The organism is Pseudazoarcus sp. NS36 (assembly GCF_059703705.1).
Map to the genome: position 1 here is coordinate 126335 of NZ_BAAKJA010000001.1, position 16007 is coordinate 142341.

The 16007-nt window shown below is 62.0% G+C and carries 17 protein-coding genes; 8 read left to right on the forward strand and 9 right to left on the reverse strand.

Going from position 1 to position 16007, the window contains the following annotated elements; all coding sequences use genetic code 11:
- Positions 1-42 precede the first annotated feature (42 nt).
- From gltA to AC6H0R_RS00585, 7 genes are all read right to left on the reverse strand, one after another.
- Positions 43-1335, reverse strand: coding sequence for a citrate synthase (gene gltA, locus AC6H0R_RS00555; RefSeq protein ID WP_497579393.1), 1293 nt, complete (start codon positions 1333-1335; stop codon positions 43-45).
- A gap of 58 nt (positions 1336-1393) precedes the next feature.
- A complete protein-coding gene (locus AC6H0R_RS00560; protein ID WP_497579394.1) occupies positions 1394-1666 on the reverse strand; it encodes an FAD assembly factor SdhE in 273 nt (90 codons plus the stop codon).
- Positions 1663-2373 (reverse strand): succinate dehydrogenase iron-sulfur subunit, encoded by a 711-nt coding sequence (locus tag AC6H0R_RS00565; protein WP_497579395.1) that lies wholly within the window; start codon positions 2371-2373, stop codon positions 1663-1665. The genes AC6H0R_RS00560 and AC6H0R_RS00565 overlap by 4 nt, the downstream gene beginning before the upstream one ends.
- Before the next feature lie 15 nt (positions 2374-2388).
- Positions 2389-4182, reverse strand: a complete 1794-nt coding sequence (gene sdhA / locus AC6H0R_RS00570; protein WP_497579396.1) for a succinate dehydrogenase flavoprotein subunit — start codon at positions 4180-4182, stop codon at positions 2389-2391.
- Positions 4179-4532 (reverse strand): succinate dehydrogenase, hydrophobic membrane anchor protein, encoded by a 354-nt coding sequence (gene sdhD, locus AC6H0R_RS00575; protein ID WP_497579397.1) that lies wholly within the window; start codon positions 4530-4532, stop codon positions 4179-4181. The genes sdhA and sdhD overlap by 4 nt, the downstream gene beginning before the upstream one ends.
- Positions 4526-4912, reverse strand: coding sequence for a succinate dehydrogenase, cytochrome b556 subunit (gene sdhC, locus AC6H0R_RS00580; RefSeq protein WP_497579398.1), 387 nt, complete (start codon positions 4910-4912; stop codon positions 4526-4528). The genes sdhD and sdhC overlap by 7 nt, the downstream gene beginning before the upstream one ends.
- 70 nt (positions 4913-4982) lie before the next feature.
- Positions 4983-5711 carry a GntR family transcriptional regulator gene (locus AC6H0R_RS00585; protein ID WP_497579399.1) on the reverse strand — a complete coding sequence of 243 codons (729 nt, stop codon included), beginning with the start codon at positions 5709-5711 and terminating at the stop codon, positions 4983-4985.
- Between the two features lie 210 nt (positions 5712-5921).
- Here AC6H0R_RS00585 and AC6H0R_RS00590 point away from each other — a divergent pair, with 210 nt between their 5' ends.
- From AC6H0R_RS00590 to AC6H0R_RS00600, 3 genes are all read left to right on the forward strand, one after another.
- The gene (locus AC6H0R_RS00590) at positions 5922-6914 is read left to right on the forward strand and encodes a malate dehydrogenase (RefSeq protein ID WP_497579400.1); all 993 of its coding nucleotides are present in this window, start codon (positions 5922-5924) and stop codon (positions 6912-6914) included.
- A gap of 95 nt (positions 6915-7009) precedes the next feature.
- A complete protein-coding gene (locus AC6H0R_RS00595) occupies positions 7010-8002 on the forward strand; it encodes an HpcH/HpaI aldolase/citrate lyase family protein (RefSeq protein ID WP_497579401.1) in 993 nt (330 codons plus the stop codon).
- A gap of 54 nt (positions 8003-8056) precedes the next feature.
- On the forward strand, positions 8057-8950 hold the full coding sequence (locus AC6H0R_RS00600; RefSeq protein ID WP_497579402.1) for an adenylate/guanylate cyclase domain-containing protein: 894 nt from the start codon (positions 8057-8059) through the stop codon (positions 8948-8950).
- A 48-nt stretch (positions 8951-8998) separates the two neighbouring features.
- Here the strand turns inward: AC6H0R_RS00600 and AC6H0R_RS00605 are convergent, their stop codons facing one another.
- A complete protein-coding gene (locus AC6H0R_RS00605; protein ID WP_497579403.1) occupies positions 8999-11596 on the reverse strand; it encodes a bifunctional aconitate hydratase 2/2-methylisocitrate dehydratase in 2598 nt (865 codons plus the stop codon).
- A gap of 176 nt (positions 11597-11772) precedes the next feature.
- Between AC6H0R_RS00605 and acnA the strand changes: the two genes are divergently transcribed.
- From acnA to rpmG, 3 genes are all read left to right on the forward strand, one after another.
- On the forward strand, positions 11773-14490 hold the full coding sequence (acnA, locus tag AC6H0R_RS00610; protein WP_497579404.1) for an aconitate hydratase AcnA: 2718 nt from the start codon (positions 11773-11775) through the stop codon (positions 14488-14490).
- A 79-nt stretch (positions 14491-14569) separates the two neighbouring features.
- Positions 14570-14806, forward strand: coding sequence for a 50S ribosomal protein L28 (gene rpmB / locus AC6H0R_RS00615; RefSeq protein WP_497574118.1), 237 nt, complete (start codon positions 14570-14572; stop codon positions 14804-14806).
- A gap of 31 nt (positions 14807-14837) precedes the next feature.
- Positions 14838-15005, forward strand: a complete 168-nt coding sequence (rpmG, locus tag AC6H0R_RS00620; RefSeq protein ID WP_497574119.1) for a 50S ribosomal protein L33 — start codon at positions 14838-14840, stop codon at positions 15003-15005.
- 89 nt (positions 15006-15094) lie between these two features.
- Here the strand turns inward: rpmG and AC6H0R_RS00625 are convergent, their stop codons facing one another.
- Complete coding sequence (locus tag AC6H0R_RS00625) at positions 15095-15298, reverse strand: cold-shock protein (protein ID WP_497574120.1); 204 nt, start codon at positions 15296-15298, stop codon at positions 15095-15097.
- Between the two features lie 18 nt (positions 15299-15316).
- On the opposite strand from AC6H0R_RS00625, the gene AC6H0R_RS00630 reads away from it, so the two are divergent.
- Together AC6H0R_RS00630 and clpS are read left to right on the forward strand one after the other, a co-directional pair.
- Positions 15317-15688: a hypothetical protein gene (locus AC6H0R_RS00630; protein ID WP_497579405.1), complete on the forward strand. Its 372-nt coding sequence runs from the start codon at positions 15317-15319 to the stop codon at positions 15686-15688.
- A 10-nt stretch (positions 15689-15698) separates the two neighbouring features.
- Positions 15699-16007, forward strand: coding sequence for an ATP-dependent Clp protease adapter ClpS (clpS, locus tag AC6H0R_RS00635; protein ID WP_497579865.1), 309 nt, complete (start codon positions 15699-15701; stop codon positions 16005-16007).

A 16007-nucleotide genomic window follows, 5' to 3' on the forward strand; every position in this document is an offset into this window, starting at 1 on the left:
TTCAGGAACGGCAGGCGGCATCCTGCTCCTGCGACATGGCGTTCATCGCTTTGCCATGTCGGGGACGTCGCGACGCGCTGCACCGGTGTACAGCTGACGCGGACGGCCGATCTTGTATTCCGGGTCGGTGATCATTTCTTCCCACTGCGTGATCCAGCCGACGGTACGCGCCAGCGCGAACACGCAGGTGAACATCGAGGTGGGAATGCCGATCGCCTTCTGGACGATGCCGGAATAGAAATCCACGTTCGGGTAAAGCTTGCGCTCGACGAAGAACTCGTCTTCCAGCGCGATGCGCTCGAGTTCCATCGCCAGTTTGAACAGACGGTCGTTTTCCAGGCCGAGTTCGCCCAGCACGTCGTAGCAGACCTTGCGCATCAGCTTGGCGCGCGGATCGTAGTTCTTGTAGACGCGGTGACCGAAGCCCATCAGGCGGAACGGGTCGTCCTTGTCCTTGGCGCGCTTGATGTATTCGCCGACGCGCGAGACGTCGCCGATTTCTTCGAGCATGTTGAGGCAGGCCTCGTTGGCGCCACCGTGTGCCGGGCCCCACAGGCAGGCGATACCGGCCGAGATGCAGGCAAACGGGTTGGCGCCCGACGAACCGGCCAGACGCACGGTCGAGGTCGAGGCGTTCTGCTCGTGGTCGGCGTGCAGCGTGAAGATCACGTCGAGCGCGTGCGCGACCACCGGGTTGGGCTTGTACTCCTCACACGGCGTGGCGAACATCATGTGCATGAAGTTCTCGGAGTAGCTCAGGTCGTTGCGCGGGAACATGAACTGCTGGCCGGTGTTGTACTTGTAGGCCATGGCGACGATGGTCGGCAGCTTGGCGATCAGGCGGTAGAAGGACATCGTGCGATGTTCTTCGTCCGAGAAGTCCATGGCCTCGTGATAGAAGGCCGACAGCGCGCCGACGATACCGACCATGATGGCCATCGGGTGCGCGTCACGGCGGAAGCCGTTGTAGAAGCGCATGAGCTGGTCGTGCAGCATCGAGTGGTTCTTGATCGAACGCTCGAACTCCGTCTTCTGCGCTTCGTTGGGCAGTTCGCCCTTGCGCAGCAGGTAGGCCACTTCGAGGAAGCTGCACTTGCCGGCCAGCTGCTCGATGGGATAGCCGCGATAGAGCAACTCACCCTTGTCACCATCAATGAAGGTGATCGACGACTTGCAGCTACCCGTCGAGAGGAAACCCGAGTCGTAGGTGAACAACCCGGTTTGACCACCCAGGCTGCGGATGTCGATGACATCGTTGCCGTGGGTGCCGCTCAGGATCGGGAAATCGTAGGTTTTCCCGTCCAGGGTCAGCGTTGCAGTGCGGTTATTGCTCATTGTCTTTCCCTTATGCTTGCCAAATATTTCTTGTAGTCAGCGACAGCTCCATGCGGCTTCAGGACCGCTGCAGCAACGCGATGATTTCTTTCCAGCGCTCCGTCGGACATTCGGCGCTGCCGTTGACCATGGCCCACAGGTCATGGTCTTCGCAGCGCAACAAATCTTCCAGATCCGCCAGTTGTGCCTCTTCGAGAGCGTCGAAGTGTCGCTCAAGAAAGCGTTCCAGAACAAGATCAAGTTCCAGCAGGGCGCGGCGGCAATGCCAGCGAACACGGCCTCTGCGGTTCTGGAACGCCCCATCACGCGGCGCTGCAGCGACGGGTCTCATACCGCGCGCTGCACCATCAGGTCCTTGATTTTGCCAATCGCGCGCGTCGGGTTCAGACCCTTGGGACAGACGTCCACGCAGTTCATGATCGAGTGGCAGCGGAACAGCCGGTACGGGTCTTCCAGGTTGTCCAGACGCTCGCTGGTGGCCTGGTCACGCGTGTCGGCGATGAAGCGGTAGGCCGCCAGCAGGCCGGCCGGGCCAACGAATTTGTCGGGGTTCCACCAGAACGACGGGCACGCGGTCGAACAGCAGGCGCACAGGATGCACTCGTACAGGCCGTTAAGTTCTTCACGGTCGTCCGGGGTCTGCAAGCGCTCGCGCTCGGGCGTCGGCTCGTCGTTGATCAGGTAGGGCTTGATCGAGTGGTATTGCTTGAAGAACTGGGTCATATCCACGATCAGGTCGCGGATCACCGGCAGACCGGGCAGCGGACGCAGCACCACCGGCTGCTTCAGGTCGGCGATGTCGGTCATGCAGGCCAGACCGTTCTTGCCGTTGATGTTCATCGCATCCGAGCCGCACACCCCTTCGCGACATGAGCGGCGGTAAGACAGGGAATCGTCCTTGGATTTGAGCCGCACCAGCGCGTCGAGCAGCTTCTTGTCGGAGGGCTCGAGTTCGACCGAGATGTCCTGCATCCACGGCTTCTCGTCGCGGTCCGGGTCGTAGCGGTAGATCTTGAAGTGGAGTTCGCGGGTACTCATGTCCATCTCCGGCGCTCAGTAGATGCGCTTGGCGAGTGCAATCGCCTTGGTTTCGTCGTTCAGCGGCTTGAGATTGACCGCCTTGTACTCCAGACGGTCGCCCTCGCTGAACCACAGCGTGTGCTTGAGCCATTCGTGGTCGTTGCGGCCGTTCGGGAATTCCGGCGTATCCGGCGCATCGTCACGCACGTGGGCACCGCGCGATTCCTTGCGCGCATCCGCCGAAACGATGGTGGAACGTGCCACCTCGATCAGGTTGTCCAGCTCCAGCGCTTCCATGCGGGCGGTGTTCCAGACCTTGGACTTGTCCGTGATCTCGGTGCGACGGGCGCGTTCGGCGATCTCGTCGATGCGGGTCACGCCCTCGGACAGCAATTCCGCAAAACGGAACACGCCGGCGTGCTTCTGCATGGTGCGACGCATGTCCTGGCCAACCTCGAACACGCTCTCGCCACCCTTCTGGTTGTCGAGCCGGTTCAGACGCTCCATCGAACGCTCGGAGGCATCAATCGGCAGCGGGCGCAGCGGCAGGTTGCCGGCCTCGATGTCTTCGACCACCGTTTCGCCGGCGGACTTGCCGAACACCAGCAGGTCGAGCAGCGAGTTGGTGCCGAGCCGGTTGGCGCCGTGCACCGAAGCACAGGCACATTCACCGGCAGCGTAGAAGCCGACGACCGGTGCGGACGGGTTGTCATTCTTGGGCACGACAACCTGACCCTTGTAGTTGGTCGGGATACCGCCCATCTGGTAGTGACAGGTCGGCACGACCGGGATCGGTTCGCGGATGGGGTCGACACCGGCAAAGCGGATCGCAATCTCGCGGATGCCCGGCAGGCGCTTCATGATGGTTTCGGGCGCCAGGTGCGTGATGTCGAGCAGCACGAAATCCTTGTCCGGCCCGCAACCACGGCCTTCGTTGATCTCGGTGGTCATGGCGCGCGAGACGATGTCACGCGAGGCCAGATCCTTGAGGTTGGGCGCATAGCGCTCCATGAAGCGCTCGCCGCTGCTGTTGCGCAGAATGCCGCCCTCGCCGCGCACGCCTTCGGTGATCAGCACGCCCGCGCCGGCCACGCCGGTGGGATGGAACTGCCAGAACTCCATGTCTTCGAGCGGGATGCCGGCGCGCGCCGCCATGCCGCAGCCGTCACCGGTATTGATGAAGGCGTTGGTGGAGCTGTGATAGATGCGCCCTGCGCCGCCGGTGGCGAAGATGGTGGCGCGGCTGTGGAAAATGGCGACCTCACCCGTTTCCATTTCCAGCGCGGTGACGCCCAGCACGTTACCGAACGGGTCGCGGATCAGGTCCAGCGCCATCCATTCAACGAAGAAATGCGTGTTGGCGCGCACGTTACGCTGATACAGCGCGTGCAGCATGGCGTGGCCGGTACGGTCAGCCGCCGCACAGGAACGCGAGACCGGCGTCTGGCCGTAGTTCTGCGAGTGGCCACCGAACGGGCGCTGATAGATCTTGCCGTTGTCGAGCCGGTCAAACGGCATGCCGTAGTGTTCGAGCTCGACCACCACTTCGTTGGCGCGCTTGCACATGAACTCGATGGCGTCCTGGTCGCCCAGCCAGTCCGACCCTTTGACGGTGTCGTACATGTGCCAGTGCCAGTTGTCCTCGGTGGAGTTACCGAGCGAGGCAGCCACCCCGCCCTGCGCCGCGACGGTGTGCGAACGGGTCGGAAAAACCTTGGTCAGCACCGCCGTTTTGAGACCGGATTCGGCCAGTTGCAGGGCCGCACGCAAGCCGGCACCGCCAGCGCCAACAATCACCGCGTCAAAAGTATGCTTCGCGATATTCACGCCGACAGCCTCCAGAGAATCTGTGCCGCCCAGCCGGCGTAGCCGACGAGCAGGAATGCCACGATCACGTGCAGCGCGAGCCGCAGGCCGGTGGGCTTGATGTAGTCCATGAAGATGTCCCGCACGCCGATCCATGCGTGATAGAACAGCGCCAGAAAGAACAGAAAGGTGGCGAAGGCCATGAAACCGCCGGAAAACAGCGCCTGCCAGGAGGCGTGGCTGTAGTCCGGGAGCATCAGCACACGCACGCCGAACAGCACCGTGTACAGCGCCATGAAGACGGCTGTGGCGCGTTGGGCAATCCAGTCTTTCAGGCCGTAATGGGCCCCGACAACGACGCGTTTCACCATAGCGCCACCCCGATCACGAGAGTCAGCGCGATGCTGACAACCAATACGCCGACAGAGCTGCGGCGCGCCGGCTCAAGGTCGCCCCAGATATGGAAGTCGAGCAGCAAAAAGCGGATGCCGGCACAGAAGTGATGCAGGTAGGCCCACAACAGGCCGAACAGCACCAGCTTGACCAGCGGATTGGACACGACGTCCCGGTAGGCGTCGTACGCCACCGGAGAACCCAGGCTGCGATCGAACAACCACAACAACAAGGGCAGCATCAGGAACAGCCCGGCACCACTGACGCGGTGCAGGATCGACACGATGCCCGGCAGGGGCAGGCGTATCTGGTGCAGGGCCAGGTGCTTGGGGCGCTTGCGCGCGGGTGCATCCGACATGTAATCCAACCTCCAGATGTGCGGCTCGTCTGCCGCGCTGTGCATGGGCCACCTGCAGCGGCCCGGTGTTTCAACTCAGTTCGTTCAGGTAATAGTGGTCGTCGGTGAGATACAAGCCACGCCGCCACTCCACCGGCTTGTCACCATAGGTATAGGTCACTCGCTCGACCGACAGCAGCGGCTTGCCTTCGGGCACTTTCAGCGCCTCGGCTGCGGAGCGGTCAGCTGCCACGGCGCGGATGTTTTCCTGGGCACGGATCATGCGCACGCCGAAGCGGTTCTCGAACAGGCTATACAGTGAGCTCTTCCAGGATTGCAGCAGTTCTAGGCTCAGCCCGTGGAACTGCTCACCCGGCAAATAGATTTCGTCGATCACCACCGGTTTGCCGCCGAAGCGCAACAGACGTCGCACGATGATGATCGGATCGCCTTGCTTGAGTCCGAGCATGCGCGAGGCTTCGTTGCCGGCCTTGGCGCGCCAGCACTCCAGCGGAAGACTCTCGGGTGTCGTGAGCGGTCCTTCTTCCGGCACCAGCCTCAGAAAGCGGAAATGCGCGCGCGGATCCTGGTGAGTCGCGACGAACGTGCCCTTGCCCTGACGACGGGTCAGCAAATTCTCCGCGGCCAGCTCATCAACGGCCTTGCGCACGGTGCCTTGCGACACACCAAAGCGCGCGGCAAGCTCCTGCTCGCTCGGGATGAGCTGTCCGGGCTGCCATTCGCCGGCGACAAGTGCCTGAATCATCAGGTCCTTGATCTGGCGGTACAGCGGGCTGAAGGTGGGCGATTCCTGAACCATCGGCGCATTCAATCACAAAATTTTTCTGACGTCTATTCATCATCTCTTGTCTTATATAAGACATAAGATATGATTAATAGGCTTTTGACTTCCGCTGCATCCGCCTCTACCATTCCCGCGCCCGTCAGAGTATCGCCAGACGCGTCGCACCCTGCGCGGTCGCGGAGCCTTACCGGATTATATAAACCTGAGTATTGAGGGAGCATTCCAATGAGCAAATCCCCCGTTCGCGTCGCCGTTACCGGCGCAGCCGGCCAGATCGGCTACAGCCTGCTTTTCCGCATCGCCAGCGGCGAAATGCTCGGCAAGGATCAACCTGTCATCCTGCAACTGCTCGACCTGCCGCAAGCCCAGAAAGCTCTGGCTGGCGTGATGATGGAGCTTGAGGACTGCGCCTTCCCGCTGCTCGCCGGCATGACCGCCTCCGACGACCCCAACGTCGCCTTCAAGGACGCGCAGGTCGCCCTGCTGGTCGGTGCCCGCCCGCGTGGCCCCGGCATGGAACGCAAGGATCTGCTAGCCGAGAACGCCAAGATCTTCACCGTACAGGGCGCGGCCATTGGCCAGCACGCCAACCCGGACTGCAAGGTGCTGGTGGTCGGTAACCCGTGCAACACCAACGCCTACATCGCCATGAAGACCGCCGAGAAATTCGGCCGCGTGCCGGCGAAGAACTTCACTGCCATGCTGCGCCTGGATCACAACCGCGCGCTGTCGCAACTGGCCGCCAAGAGTGGTCGCGACGTTTCCAGCCTGAAGAAGCTCGTGGTGTGGGGCAACCACTCGCCCACCATGTACGCTGACTACCGTCTGGTCACTTCGGGCAGCGACAAGGTCAAGGACCTGATCAACGACGAAGCCTGGAACCGCGACACCTTCCTGCCGACCGTAGGCAAGCGCGGCGCAGCCATCATCGAGGCGCGCGGCCTGTCGTCTGCCGCATCGGCAGCCAATGCCGCGATCGATCACATCCGCGACTGGTGGCTGGGCTCGAATGGTGAGTGGGTCACGATGGGCGTACCGTCCGACGGCAGCTACGGCATCCCGGAAGGCATCATCTTCGGCGTGCCGTGCATCACCAAGGGCGGCGAGTACGAAGTGGTCAAGGGCCTAGAATTCGACGAGTTCTCGAAAGAGCGCGTCAAGCGCACGCTGGACGAACTGCTCGAAGAGCGCGAAGGCGTGAAGGACCTGCTCGGCTGATCGCAGCCCCGCAAAGAGAAAACGCACGGCGCGCCGTGCGTTTTTTTTGTCTGCATGATCGGCGACAATGCCCAGCTCATCAGGAGAACGCTCGTATGACCGCCCGCCAACACCCGGCCGACGTACTGTTTGACGCCGAAAAGCCCTTCCCCATCCTGCCCGCCGTTGACCACTACGCCGGCTCGGAAAAGCTCATGCGCAAAGCGCTGGCGCTGCAAGCCGATCTGGGCCCGGTCTTTGACGTGACCTTCGACTGCGAGGATGGCGCGCACGCTGGCGCCGAAGCCGAACACGCCGCCATGGCCGCCGGTCTGGCCGCCGGCAGCGACAACCGCTTCGGCCGCGTTGGCGCGCGCATCCATGACATCACGCATCCGCTGTGGCAGCAGGATCTGGACATTCTGGTGCGCGACGCGGGACGCAAGCTGGCGTTTCTGACGCTACCCAAGGCGCGTTCGGCTTCGGATGTGCGCATCCAGATCGAGACCCTGCGCCGCACCGAAGGTGAATACGGCATCGAGCGTCCGATCCCGGTGCACGTGCTGATCGAAACCCACGGCGCGCTGCGCGAGATCTGGCAGATCGTGGCCATCGACGGCGTGGAGTCCGTGGACTTCGGCATCATGGATTTCGTGTCGGCTCACCACGGCGCCCTGCCCGGCTCAGCCATGGTGAGCCCCGGGCAATTCACCCACCCGGTGGTGGTACGCGCCAAGTGCGAAATCGTTGCCGCCTCGCTGGCGCACGGCGTGGTGCCGGCCCACAACGTCACGACTGAACTGCGCGACGCCGAGCTCATCCGCAACGATGCACTGCGCGCACGCAACGAATTCGGCTTCCTGCGCATGTGGAGCATCCACCCCAACCAGATCCTGCCGATCGTCGACGCCATGCGCCCGGACTTTTCCGAGTCGCAGATCGCCGCCGAAATCCTGATCGCCGCTCAGGATGCAGCCTGGGGCCCGATCCAGCACGCCGGCAAGCTGCATGATCGTGCGTCCTACCGCTACTACTGGGAGTTGCTGGCCCGCTCGCATGCCACCGGGATGCATGTCAACCAGGAGGCAAAGCAGCGCTTTTTCGCTTGAAGGGGGAACTAGCGCGCACCACTGCTGCCATTCGCCTTGCATTACAATGCGCCCATGAACCGCCATACGAGTCACTCTGCCGAGAACACCGTGATGTTCCTCGACGTGGTGAACAGCACACGCCTGTATGAGCAAAGCGGAGACCGCAAGGCCTTCTCGCTGGTCACAACCTGCCTCGGCCACGCCAGTGAAGTGGTACTTGATCGTGGTGGCCGTGTCGTCAAATACACCGGTGACGGCCTGATGGCGGTTTTCAGCAGCCCGGATGCGGCGGCCGATTCAGCCATGGGCATTCACGCCGCCCTGCGAGACTGTCCCTCGGTTGCAGACCAGCCGATCGGCGTAAGAATCGGCTTCCACACCGGCCCCCTGCTCAAGAGCGGCACCGACGTCTTCGGCGAAACCGTGAATCTCGCCTCACGCATCGCGTCCCTCGCCTCAGCGGGGCGCGTACTGACCACGGCCGCGAGCGTAAGCGCCATGGCTTCGGCCGCGCGTGAACGACTGGCCGCGATACCTACGCGCGTCATTCGCGGCACCAACCAGCCCGTCGAACTCTATGAACTGCGCTGCGAACCGGGCGGAGAAACCACCAGCCTGCTCAACATCGACACCGCACTGCAGGAGAACGTTGAGCTGCGGCTGCGCTACAACCAGCGCTGGGTGGTGATCAATCACTGGAAGCCGGCGCTGAGCCTGGGACGCGGCCCGACCGAGGATTTGCGCGTGGAGGATCAACGCGCCTCCCGACACCACGCAGAAGTCGAACTGCGCGGAGACAAGTTCATCCTCGCCGACCAGAGCAGCAACGGCACCTACGTCACCATCGGCAACGCCCCCGAGTTTGTCCTGACCCGCGAGGATGCCGTACTCCACGGCACCGGCTGGATCTCACTGGGCCGCAGTCGGCACGAGAATCCGCTGGCCATCGAGTTTTTCAGCACCTGAAAGCAATCGGGGCGCCGCAGCGCCCCGATTCGCAACAGACAAGCCCGATCAGACCTCGACCGTATCGGCCACTTCGCGGAATTCCGCGATCTGGTCGAAGTTCATGTAGCGATAGATGTCAGCAGCCCGCGCATCCAGGCTGCTGACTTGCTCGAGGTACTCGCCCAGAGTCGGAATCCGCCCCATCAGCGCGCACACCGCCGCCAGTTCGGCCGACCCCAGATACACGCGGGTATCGATGCCCAACCGGTTCGGGAAGTTGCGTGTCGAAGTCGACATCGCCGTACTGCCCTTGCGGATCTGCGCCTGGTTGCCCATGCACAGCGAGCAACCCGGCATCTCCATGCGCGCACCGGACTTGCCGAGAATGGAGTAATAACCTTCCTCGTTGAGGATCATCGCGTCCATTTTGGTCGGCGGTGCAATCCACAGACGGGTCGGGATGTCGCTCTTGCCATCGAGCACCTTGCCGGCCGCGCGGAAGTGACCGATGTTGGTCATGCACGAGCCAATGAAGACCTCGTCGATCTTGTCACCGGCCACATCCGACAGCGTCTTGACGTCGTCCGGATCGTTCGGGCAGGCCACCAGCGGCTCCTTGATGTCGGCCAGATCGATCTCGATGATTGCCGCGTACTCGGCATCCGCGTCACCCGCCAGCAACTGAGGGTCGGCGATCCACGCTTCCATGGCCTTGATGCGACGCGTGAGCGTACGGCGATCTTCGTAGCCGCTGGCGATCATCCACTTCATCAGCGTGATGTTCGAACGCATGTATTCGATGATCGGTGCCTTGTCCAGGTGCACCGTGCAGCCCGCGGCAGAACGCTCGGCCGAGGCATCGGACAGTTCGAAGGCCTGCTCTACCTTAAGATCCGGCAAGCCTTCGATCTCAAGAATGCGGCCCGAGAAGATGTTCTTCTTGCCCTTCTTTTCGACCGTCAGCAAGCCCTGACCGATGGCGTAATACGGAATCGCGTTGACCAGATCACGCAAGGTCACGCCAGGCTGCATCTTGCCCTTGAAGCGCACCAGCACCGACTCGGGCATGTCGAGCGGCATCACGCCGGTAGCGGCAGCGAAGGCCACCAGCCCGGAACCGGCCGGGAAGGAAATGCCGATCGGGAAGCGCGTATGCGAGTCGCCACCGGTACCGACGGTATCCGGCATCAGCAGACGGTTGAGCCAGGAGTGGATCACGCCGTCGCCCGGCTTGAGCGACACGCCGCCGCGATTGGTGATGAAGCCCGGCAGTTCGCGGTGCATGCGCACATCGACGAGCTTGGGATAGGCTGCGGTGTGGCAGAAGGACTGCATCACCAGATCAGCCGAGAACCCCAGACACGCCAGATCCTTGAGTTCGTCGCGCGTCATCGGACCGGTGGTGTCCTGCGAGCCAACCGTGGTCATGCGCGGTTCGCAGTAGGTGCCCGGGCGCACGCCCTGACCTTCCGGCAAACCACAGGCACGGCCAACCATCTTCTGCGCCAGCGTAAAGCCCTTGCCCGAATCAACCGGCGCCTGCGGCAGGCGGAACAACGTGGACGGCGGCAACCCCAAGGCCTCGCGCGCACGGGTCGTGAGGCCACGCCCGATGATCAGCGGAATGCGGCCACCGGCACGCACCTCGTCGAGAATCACCGGCGTCTTGAGTTCGCTCTGCGCGATCTGCTCACCGTTCTTGAAGGCCGTCACCTGCGCCTTCGAGTGATCGATGCGCAGCTCGATCTCGTCGCCCATGTCCATCTGATGGACGTCGATCTCGATCGGCAACGCACCGGCATCTTCCATGGTGTTGAAGAAGATCGGCGCGATCTTGCTGCCCAGGCAGACGCCGCCAAAGCGCTTGTTCGGAACGTAGGGGATGTCCTCTCCGGTGAACCACAGCACGGAGTTGGTGGCCGACTTGCGCGAGGAGCCAGTGCCCACCACATCGCCGACATAGGCCACGACGTTGCCGCGGGCGCGCAGATCTTGCAGGAACTTGATCGGCCCGCGCACACCCGCCTCTTCCGGCTCGATACCCGCACGCGGGTTCTTCAGCATGGCCAGCGCGTGCAGCGGGATATCAGGACGAGACCAGGCGTCGGGGGCCGGTGACAGGTCGTCGGTATTGGTTTCGCCGGTGACCTTGAAGACGGTGACCTTCATCGAGGCCGGCACTTCCGGGCGGCTGGTAAACCACTCCGCATCGGCCCAGGACTGCATCACGGCGCGGGCATTGGCGTTGCCCTTTTCCGCCAGCTCCTTGACGTCGTGAAAGTAATCGAACATCAGCAGGGTCTTCTTCAGCCCCTCTGCAGCAATCGCGCCAACCTCGGCATCCGCGAGCAGATCAATCAAGGGCTTGATGTTGAAGCCGCCCAGCATGGTGCCGAGCAGCTCGGTCGCCTTGGCACGCGGGATCAGCGCACATGCGGTCTCGCCGCGCGCGATACGCGCCAGGAACTCTGCCTTCACCTTGGCCGCATCATCCACACCGGCCGGCACACGCTGGGTCAGCAGGTCGAGCAGAAATGCCTCTTCACCGGCCGGCGGGCTGGCCAGCAATTCGAGCAGTTCAACGGTTTGTTGACGGGACAAAGGGAGCGGCGGGATGCCGAGCGCAGCACGTTCGGCTTCGTGATCACGGTAAGCTTGCAGCATGTAGGATCCTTGGTAATGATGAAACAGCCCTCGCGAGCAGCGAGGCGAATTATATGTCTTTTATAAGACTTGCGCATTGACCGGACCGACCGGGAGCCTCTCCCGACTGTCGAGAACGGACTCCGACGACTACAGTCAGACCTGAACGAGCCATTGCAGCCTCAAGGAGCCGAACGATGAAGCCTCATAACCTCTTCGACACGCTCAAACCCCTGCCCCTGGGAGATCGCGCAGCGTCGTACTACTCGCTGCCCGCGCTGGAAGCTGCAGGGATCGGCCGGATTTCGCGCCTGCCGGTATCGCTGCGTATCGTACTTGAAGCGGTGCTGCGCAACTGTGACGGCAAACGTATCACCGAAGAACATGTGCGCGAGCTCGCCAGCTGGAAACCACAGGCCGAGCGCACCAGCGAAATCCCCTTCGTCGTCGCGCGTGTCGTGCTGCAGGATTTCACCGGCGTGCCGTTGCTGTGCGACCTGGCCGCCATGCGCGACGTCACCGCCGCAGCCGGCGGCGACCCGAAGCGCATCGAACCCCTGGTTCCGGTGGATCTGGTGGTCGACCACTCGGTACAGGTAGACGAATACGGTTCGCCCATCGCGCTACGCCGGAACATGGAACTGGAGTTTGAACGCAACCGCGAGCGCTATCAGTTCCTGAAATGGGGCATGCAGGCGTTCGACACCTTCCGCGTCGTTCCGCCGGGTATCGGCATCGTGCATCAGGTCAATCTGGAGTACCTGTTCCGCGGCGTCCGCAGCCAGCAAAGCGATGAAGCGGATCTGATTTTCCCCGACACACTGGTCGGCACCGACTCGCACACCACGATGATCAACGGCGTAGGGGTGGTCGGCTGGGGTGTAGGTGGCATCGAAGCCGAAGCCGCCATGCTCGGCCAACCGGTTTACATGCTCACGCCCGACGTCGTCGGTGTAGAGATGTCCGGCGCCCTGCCCGAAGGCATCACCGCCACCGATCTGGTGCTGACGGTCACCGAACTGCTGCGCAGCGAGAAGGTCGTCGGCGCCTTTATCGAATTCTTCGGCGAAGGCACCAGCACCTTGAGCGTCACCGACCGCGCAACCATTGCCAACATGGCGCCAGAGTACGGTGCGACGATGGGCTTCTTCCCGGTGGATGAAAAGACGGTCGAGTACATGCGCGCGACAGGTCGCACCGACGAAGAGTGCGAGACGTTCGAGACCTATTTCCGCGCCCAAGAGATGTTCGGCATCCCGCGCGCAGGAGACGTTGCCTACTCGCGGACGCTCAAACTCGACCTGTCCTCCATCGTCCCGTCCCTGGCCGGCCCAAAACGCCCGCAGGACCGCATCTGCCTGCAGGACATCGGCGATCGCTTCACGCATCTGCTCAGCATGCCCGTCGACGACGACGGCTTCGGCGCACCCGAAGCCTCTCTCGGCACCCGTTTCCCGACGGACTTGCCCAAGGTAACACTGGGCCATGGCGACATCCTGATCGCAGCCATCACCTCATGCACCAACACCAGCAACCCGGCCGTACTCATTGCCGCCGGCCTGCTTGCCAAGAAGGCGACGGACAAGGGACTCACCGTTTCAAAGCACGTCAAGACCTCGCTCGCCCCCGGTTCGCGGGTGGTCACTGACTATCTGGAGCGAGCCGGGCTGTTGGAGCCCCTCTCGAAACTCGGCTTCGCCCTTGCCGGCTACGGATGCACGACCTGCATAGGCAACTCCGGCGACCTCGCACCGGAACTCAACAACGCCATCCAGGAGCATGGGGTGGTTGCCGCTGCGGTGCTGTCGGGCAACCGCAACTTCGAGGCCCGCATCCACCCGAACATCCGCGCGAACTTCCTCGCCTCGCCACCGCTGGTCGTCGCCTTCGCGATTGCCGGGACGGTCAACATCGACCTCACGTCCGACCCGCTGGGTACCGGGGAGGATGGTCACCACGTCTATCTGAAAGACATCTGGCCGAGCTCCGACGAAATCAACGCGGTCATGCCCTACGCCCTTGACCCGGTTACCTTCCGCCGCCTATATACCGATTTCACCAAGGGGCACGACCTCTGGAACGAGGTCTCGGCCCCGACGGGACAGGTGTATGACTGGCCACCATCGACCTACATCGCACGCCCCCCCTTCTTCGAGGACTTCAACCGCAAGCCAGCTCCGATCAGCGAAATCCATGGCGCGCGCCCACTGCTGATGCTTGGCGACTCAGTAACCACAGACCACATCTCGCCTGCCGCATCCTTCAAGGAGACCTCACCCGCCGGCGCCTGGCTGATCGAACAGGGCGTGGAACGACGCGACTTCAACTCCTACGGCTCACGTCGTGGCAACCATGAAGTCATGATGCGCGGCACCTTCGCCAACGTCCGCCTGAAGAACCTCATGCTGCCCCCGCGCGAAGACGGCTCACGCGTTGAAGGCGGCTTCACCCTGCTGGACGGGCGCGAAGTGCCGGTGTTCGACGCAGCCAACGCCATGCTCGCCTCTGACACCCCCGGCATCGTCTTCGCCGGCGAAGAGTACGGCACAGGCTCAAGCCGTGACTGGGCCGCCAAAGGCACTCGCCTGCTCGGCATACGTGCCGTCGTGGCGCGCAGCTTCGAACGCATCCATCGCTCCAACCTCGTAGGCATGGGGGTGCTGCCACTGCAGTTCCTGGGCGATCAATCGTGGCAAAAGCTGGGCCTCACCGGTAACGAGCGCTTCGACGTTCTCGGCATCAACGCGGGACTCTCCCCACAGCAACACCTGAAACTGGTCGTGTTTCGTGCGGACGGACGCAAGGACGAGATTGAGGTACTGTGCCGCATCGACACACCCATCGAGGTCGAGTACTACAAGCATGGCGGCATCCTGCCCTACGTGCTGCGTGACATCCTCTTCGGCAACAAATGATGCCGTCGAAAACCTTGCGTCACTCTGGGCTGCTCCTGTATGATTGCGCGTTTCGAGAATTCCGACCCTGGAGCATCAAATGGCTCGCGTCTGCCAAGTGACCGGTAAAGCACCGATGGTGGGTAACAACGTTTCCCACGCCAACAACAAGACCAAGCGCCGCTTCCTGCCCAACCTGCAGAACCGCAAGTTCTGGAGCGAAGCCGAGAACCGCTGGATCCGCCTGCGCGTAACCAACGCCGCCCTGCGCACGATCGACAAGAACGGCATTGACGCCGTTGTCGCCGATCTTCGTGCCCGCGGCGACAAGATCTAACGCGCAAACACGAGACTGAACGGAGAACAGAATGGCCAAAGGCGCCCGCGAAAAAATCAAACTTGAGTCGACCGCCGGTACGGGTCACTTCTACACCTGCTCCAAGAACAAGCGCACGAAGCCGGAGAAGCTCGAGTTCATGAAGTACGACCCGGTCGTACGCAAGCACGTGATGTACAAGGAAACGAAGCTCAAGTAATTCCCCGAGCTCCGGACAAAAAAAAGCCGCTGATTCAGCGGCTTTTTCATTTCTCGGCACCCCTTCGGGCACCTGGCTTGAAGCGCGGGTCAGGCTCGCTGAATGTTGGAGGCCTGCTTGCCCTTCGGGCCCTGCGTCACTTCGAAAGACACTTTCTCGCCTTCCTTCAATGACTTGAAGCCCGCCATGTTGATGGCGGAAAAGTGAGCGAAGAGATCTTCGCTGCCGTCGTCCGGGGTGATGAAACCGAAACCCTTGGAGTCGTTGAACCACTTAACGGTACCAGTTGCCATATTGCCTAGATCCTTCAAATGAACAAAGGTGCGCGAGCCGTGCCCACGGGTGCCAGAATGCCGAGTGAATTTACCGCTACCGACATACAGCCCGGAGAATCAAGACTGACGCGGCTTTGGTTGCACTTTGCCCCTAACACGAATTCTGCTTTTACGCACTTGCAATCTGAGCGTCAACAATTTATTGCCGGTTTGGCCCATATGGCATTTGCGCGTCGCCACGATGCCACACCTGTTATTGCCTCTGGACGGCCAGCGGCCTTTCATTTCATGAACTTAAACCGCTCCAACCGCATGCTGCAAAGCAGCAATAAAGCTGTTGCAATTGCACCAGAATCCGTGATTTTTAACCCCTGCAACACATGTTGCACTCTCCGCGGACTGGATTAGAATGAGCCGCATGGCCACCGATAAACAGAGCGAGTTCGTAGTAGAAGCGGAACGGACAAGCACCAAGCCTCCCCCGCTGTACAAGGTACTGCTGCTGAACGACGACTTCACCCCGATGGAATTCGTCGTGATCGTCCTGCAACAATTTTTTGGCATGGACCGCGAACGGGCAATGCGGGTCATGCTCCAAGTACACACCGAAGGTTCGGGCGTGTGTGGCGTCTTCCCGAAAGACGTCGCGGCAACCAAAGTCGAGCAGGTCGTGTCTTTTGCCCGGCAGCATCAGCACCCGTTGGCGTGCGTCATGGAGGAGAATTGA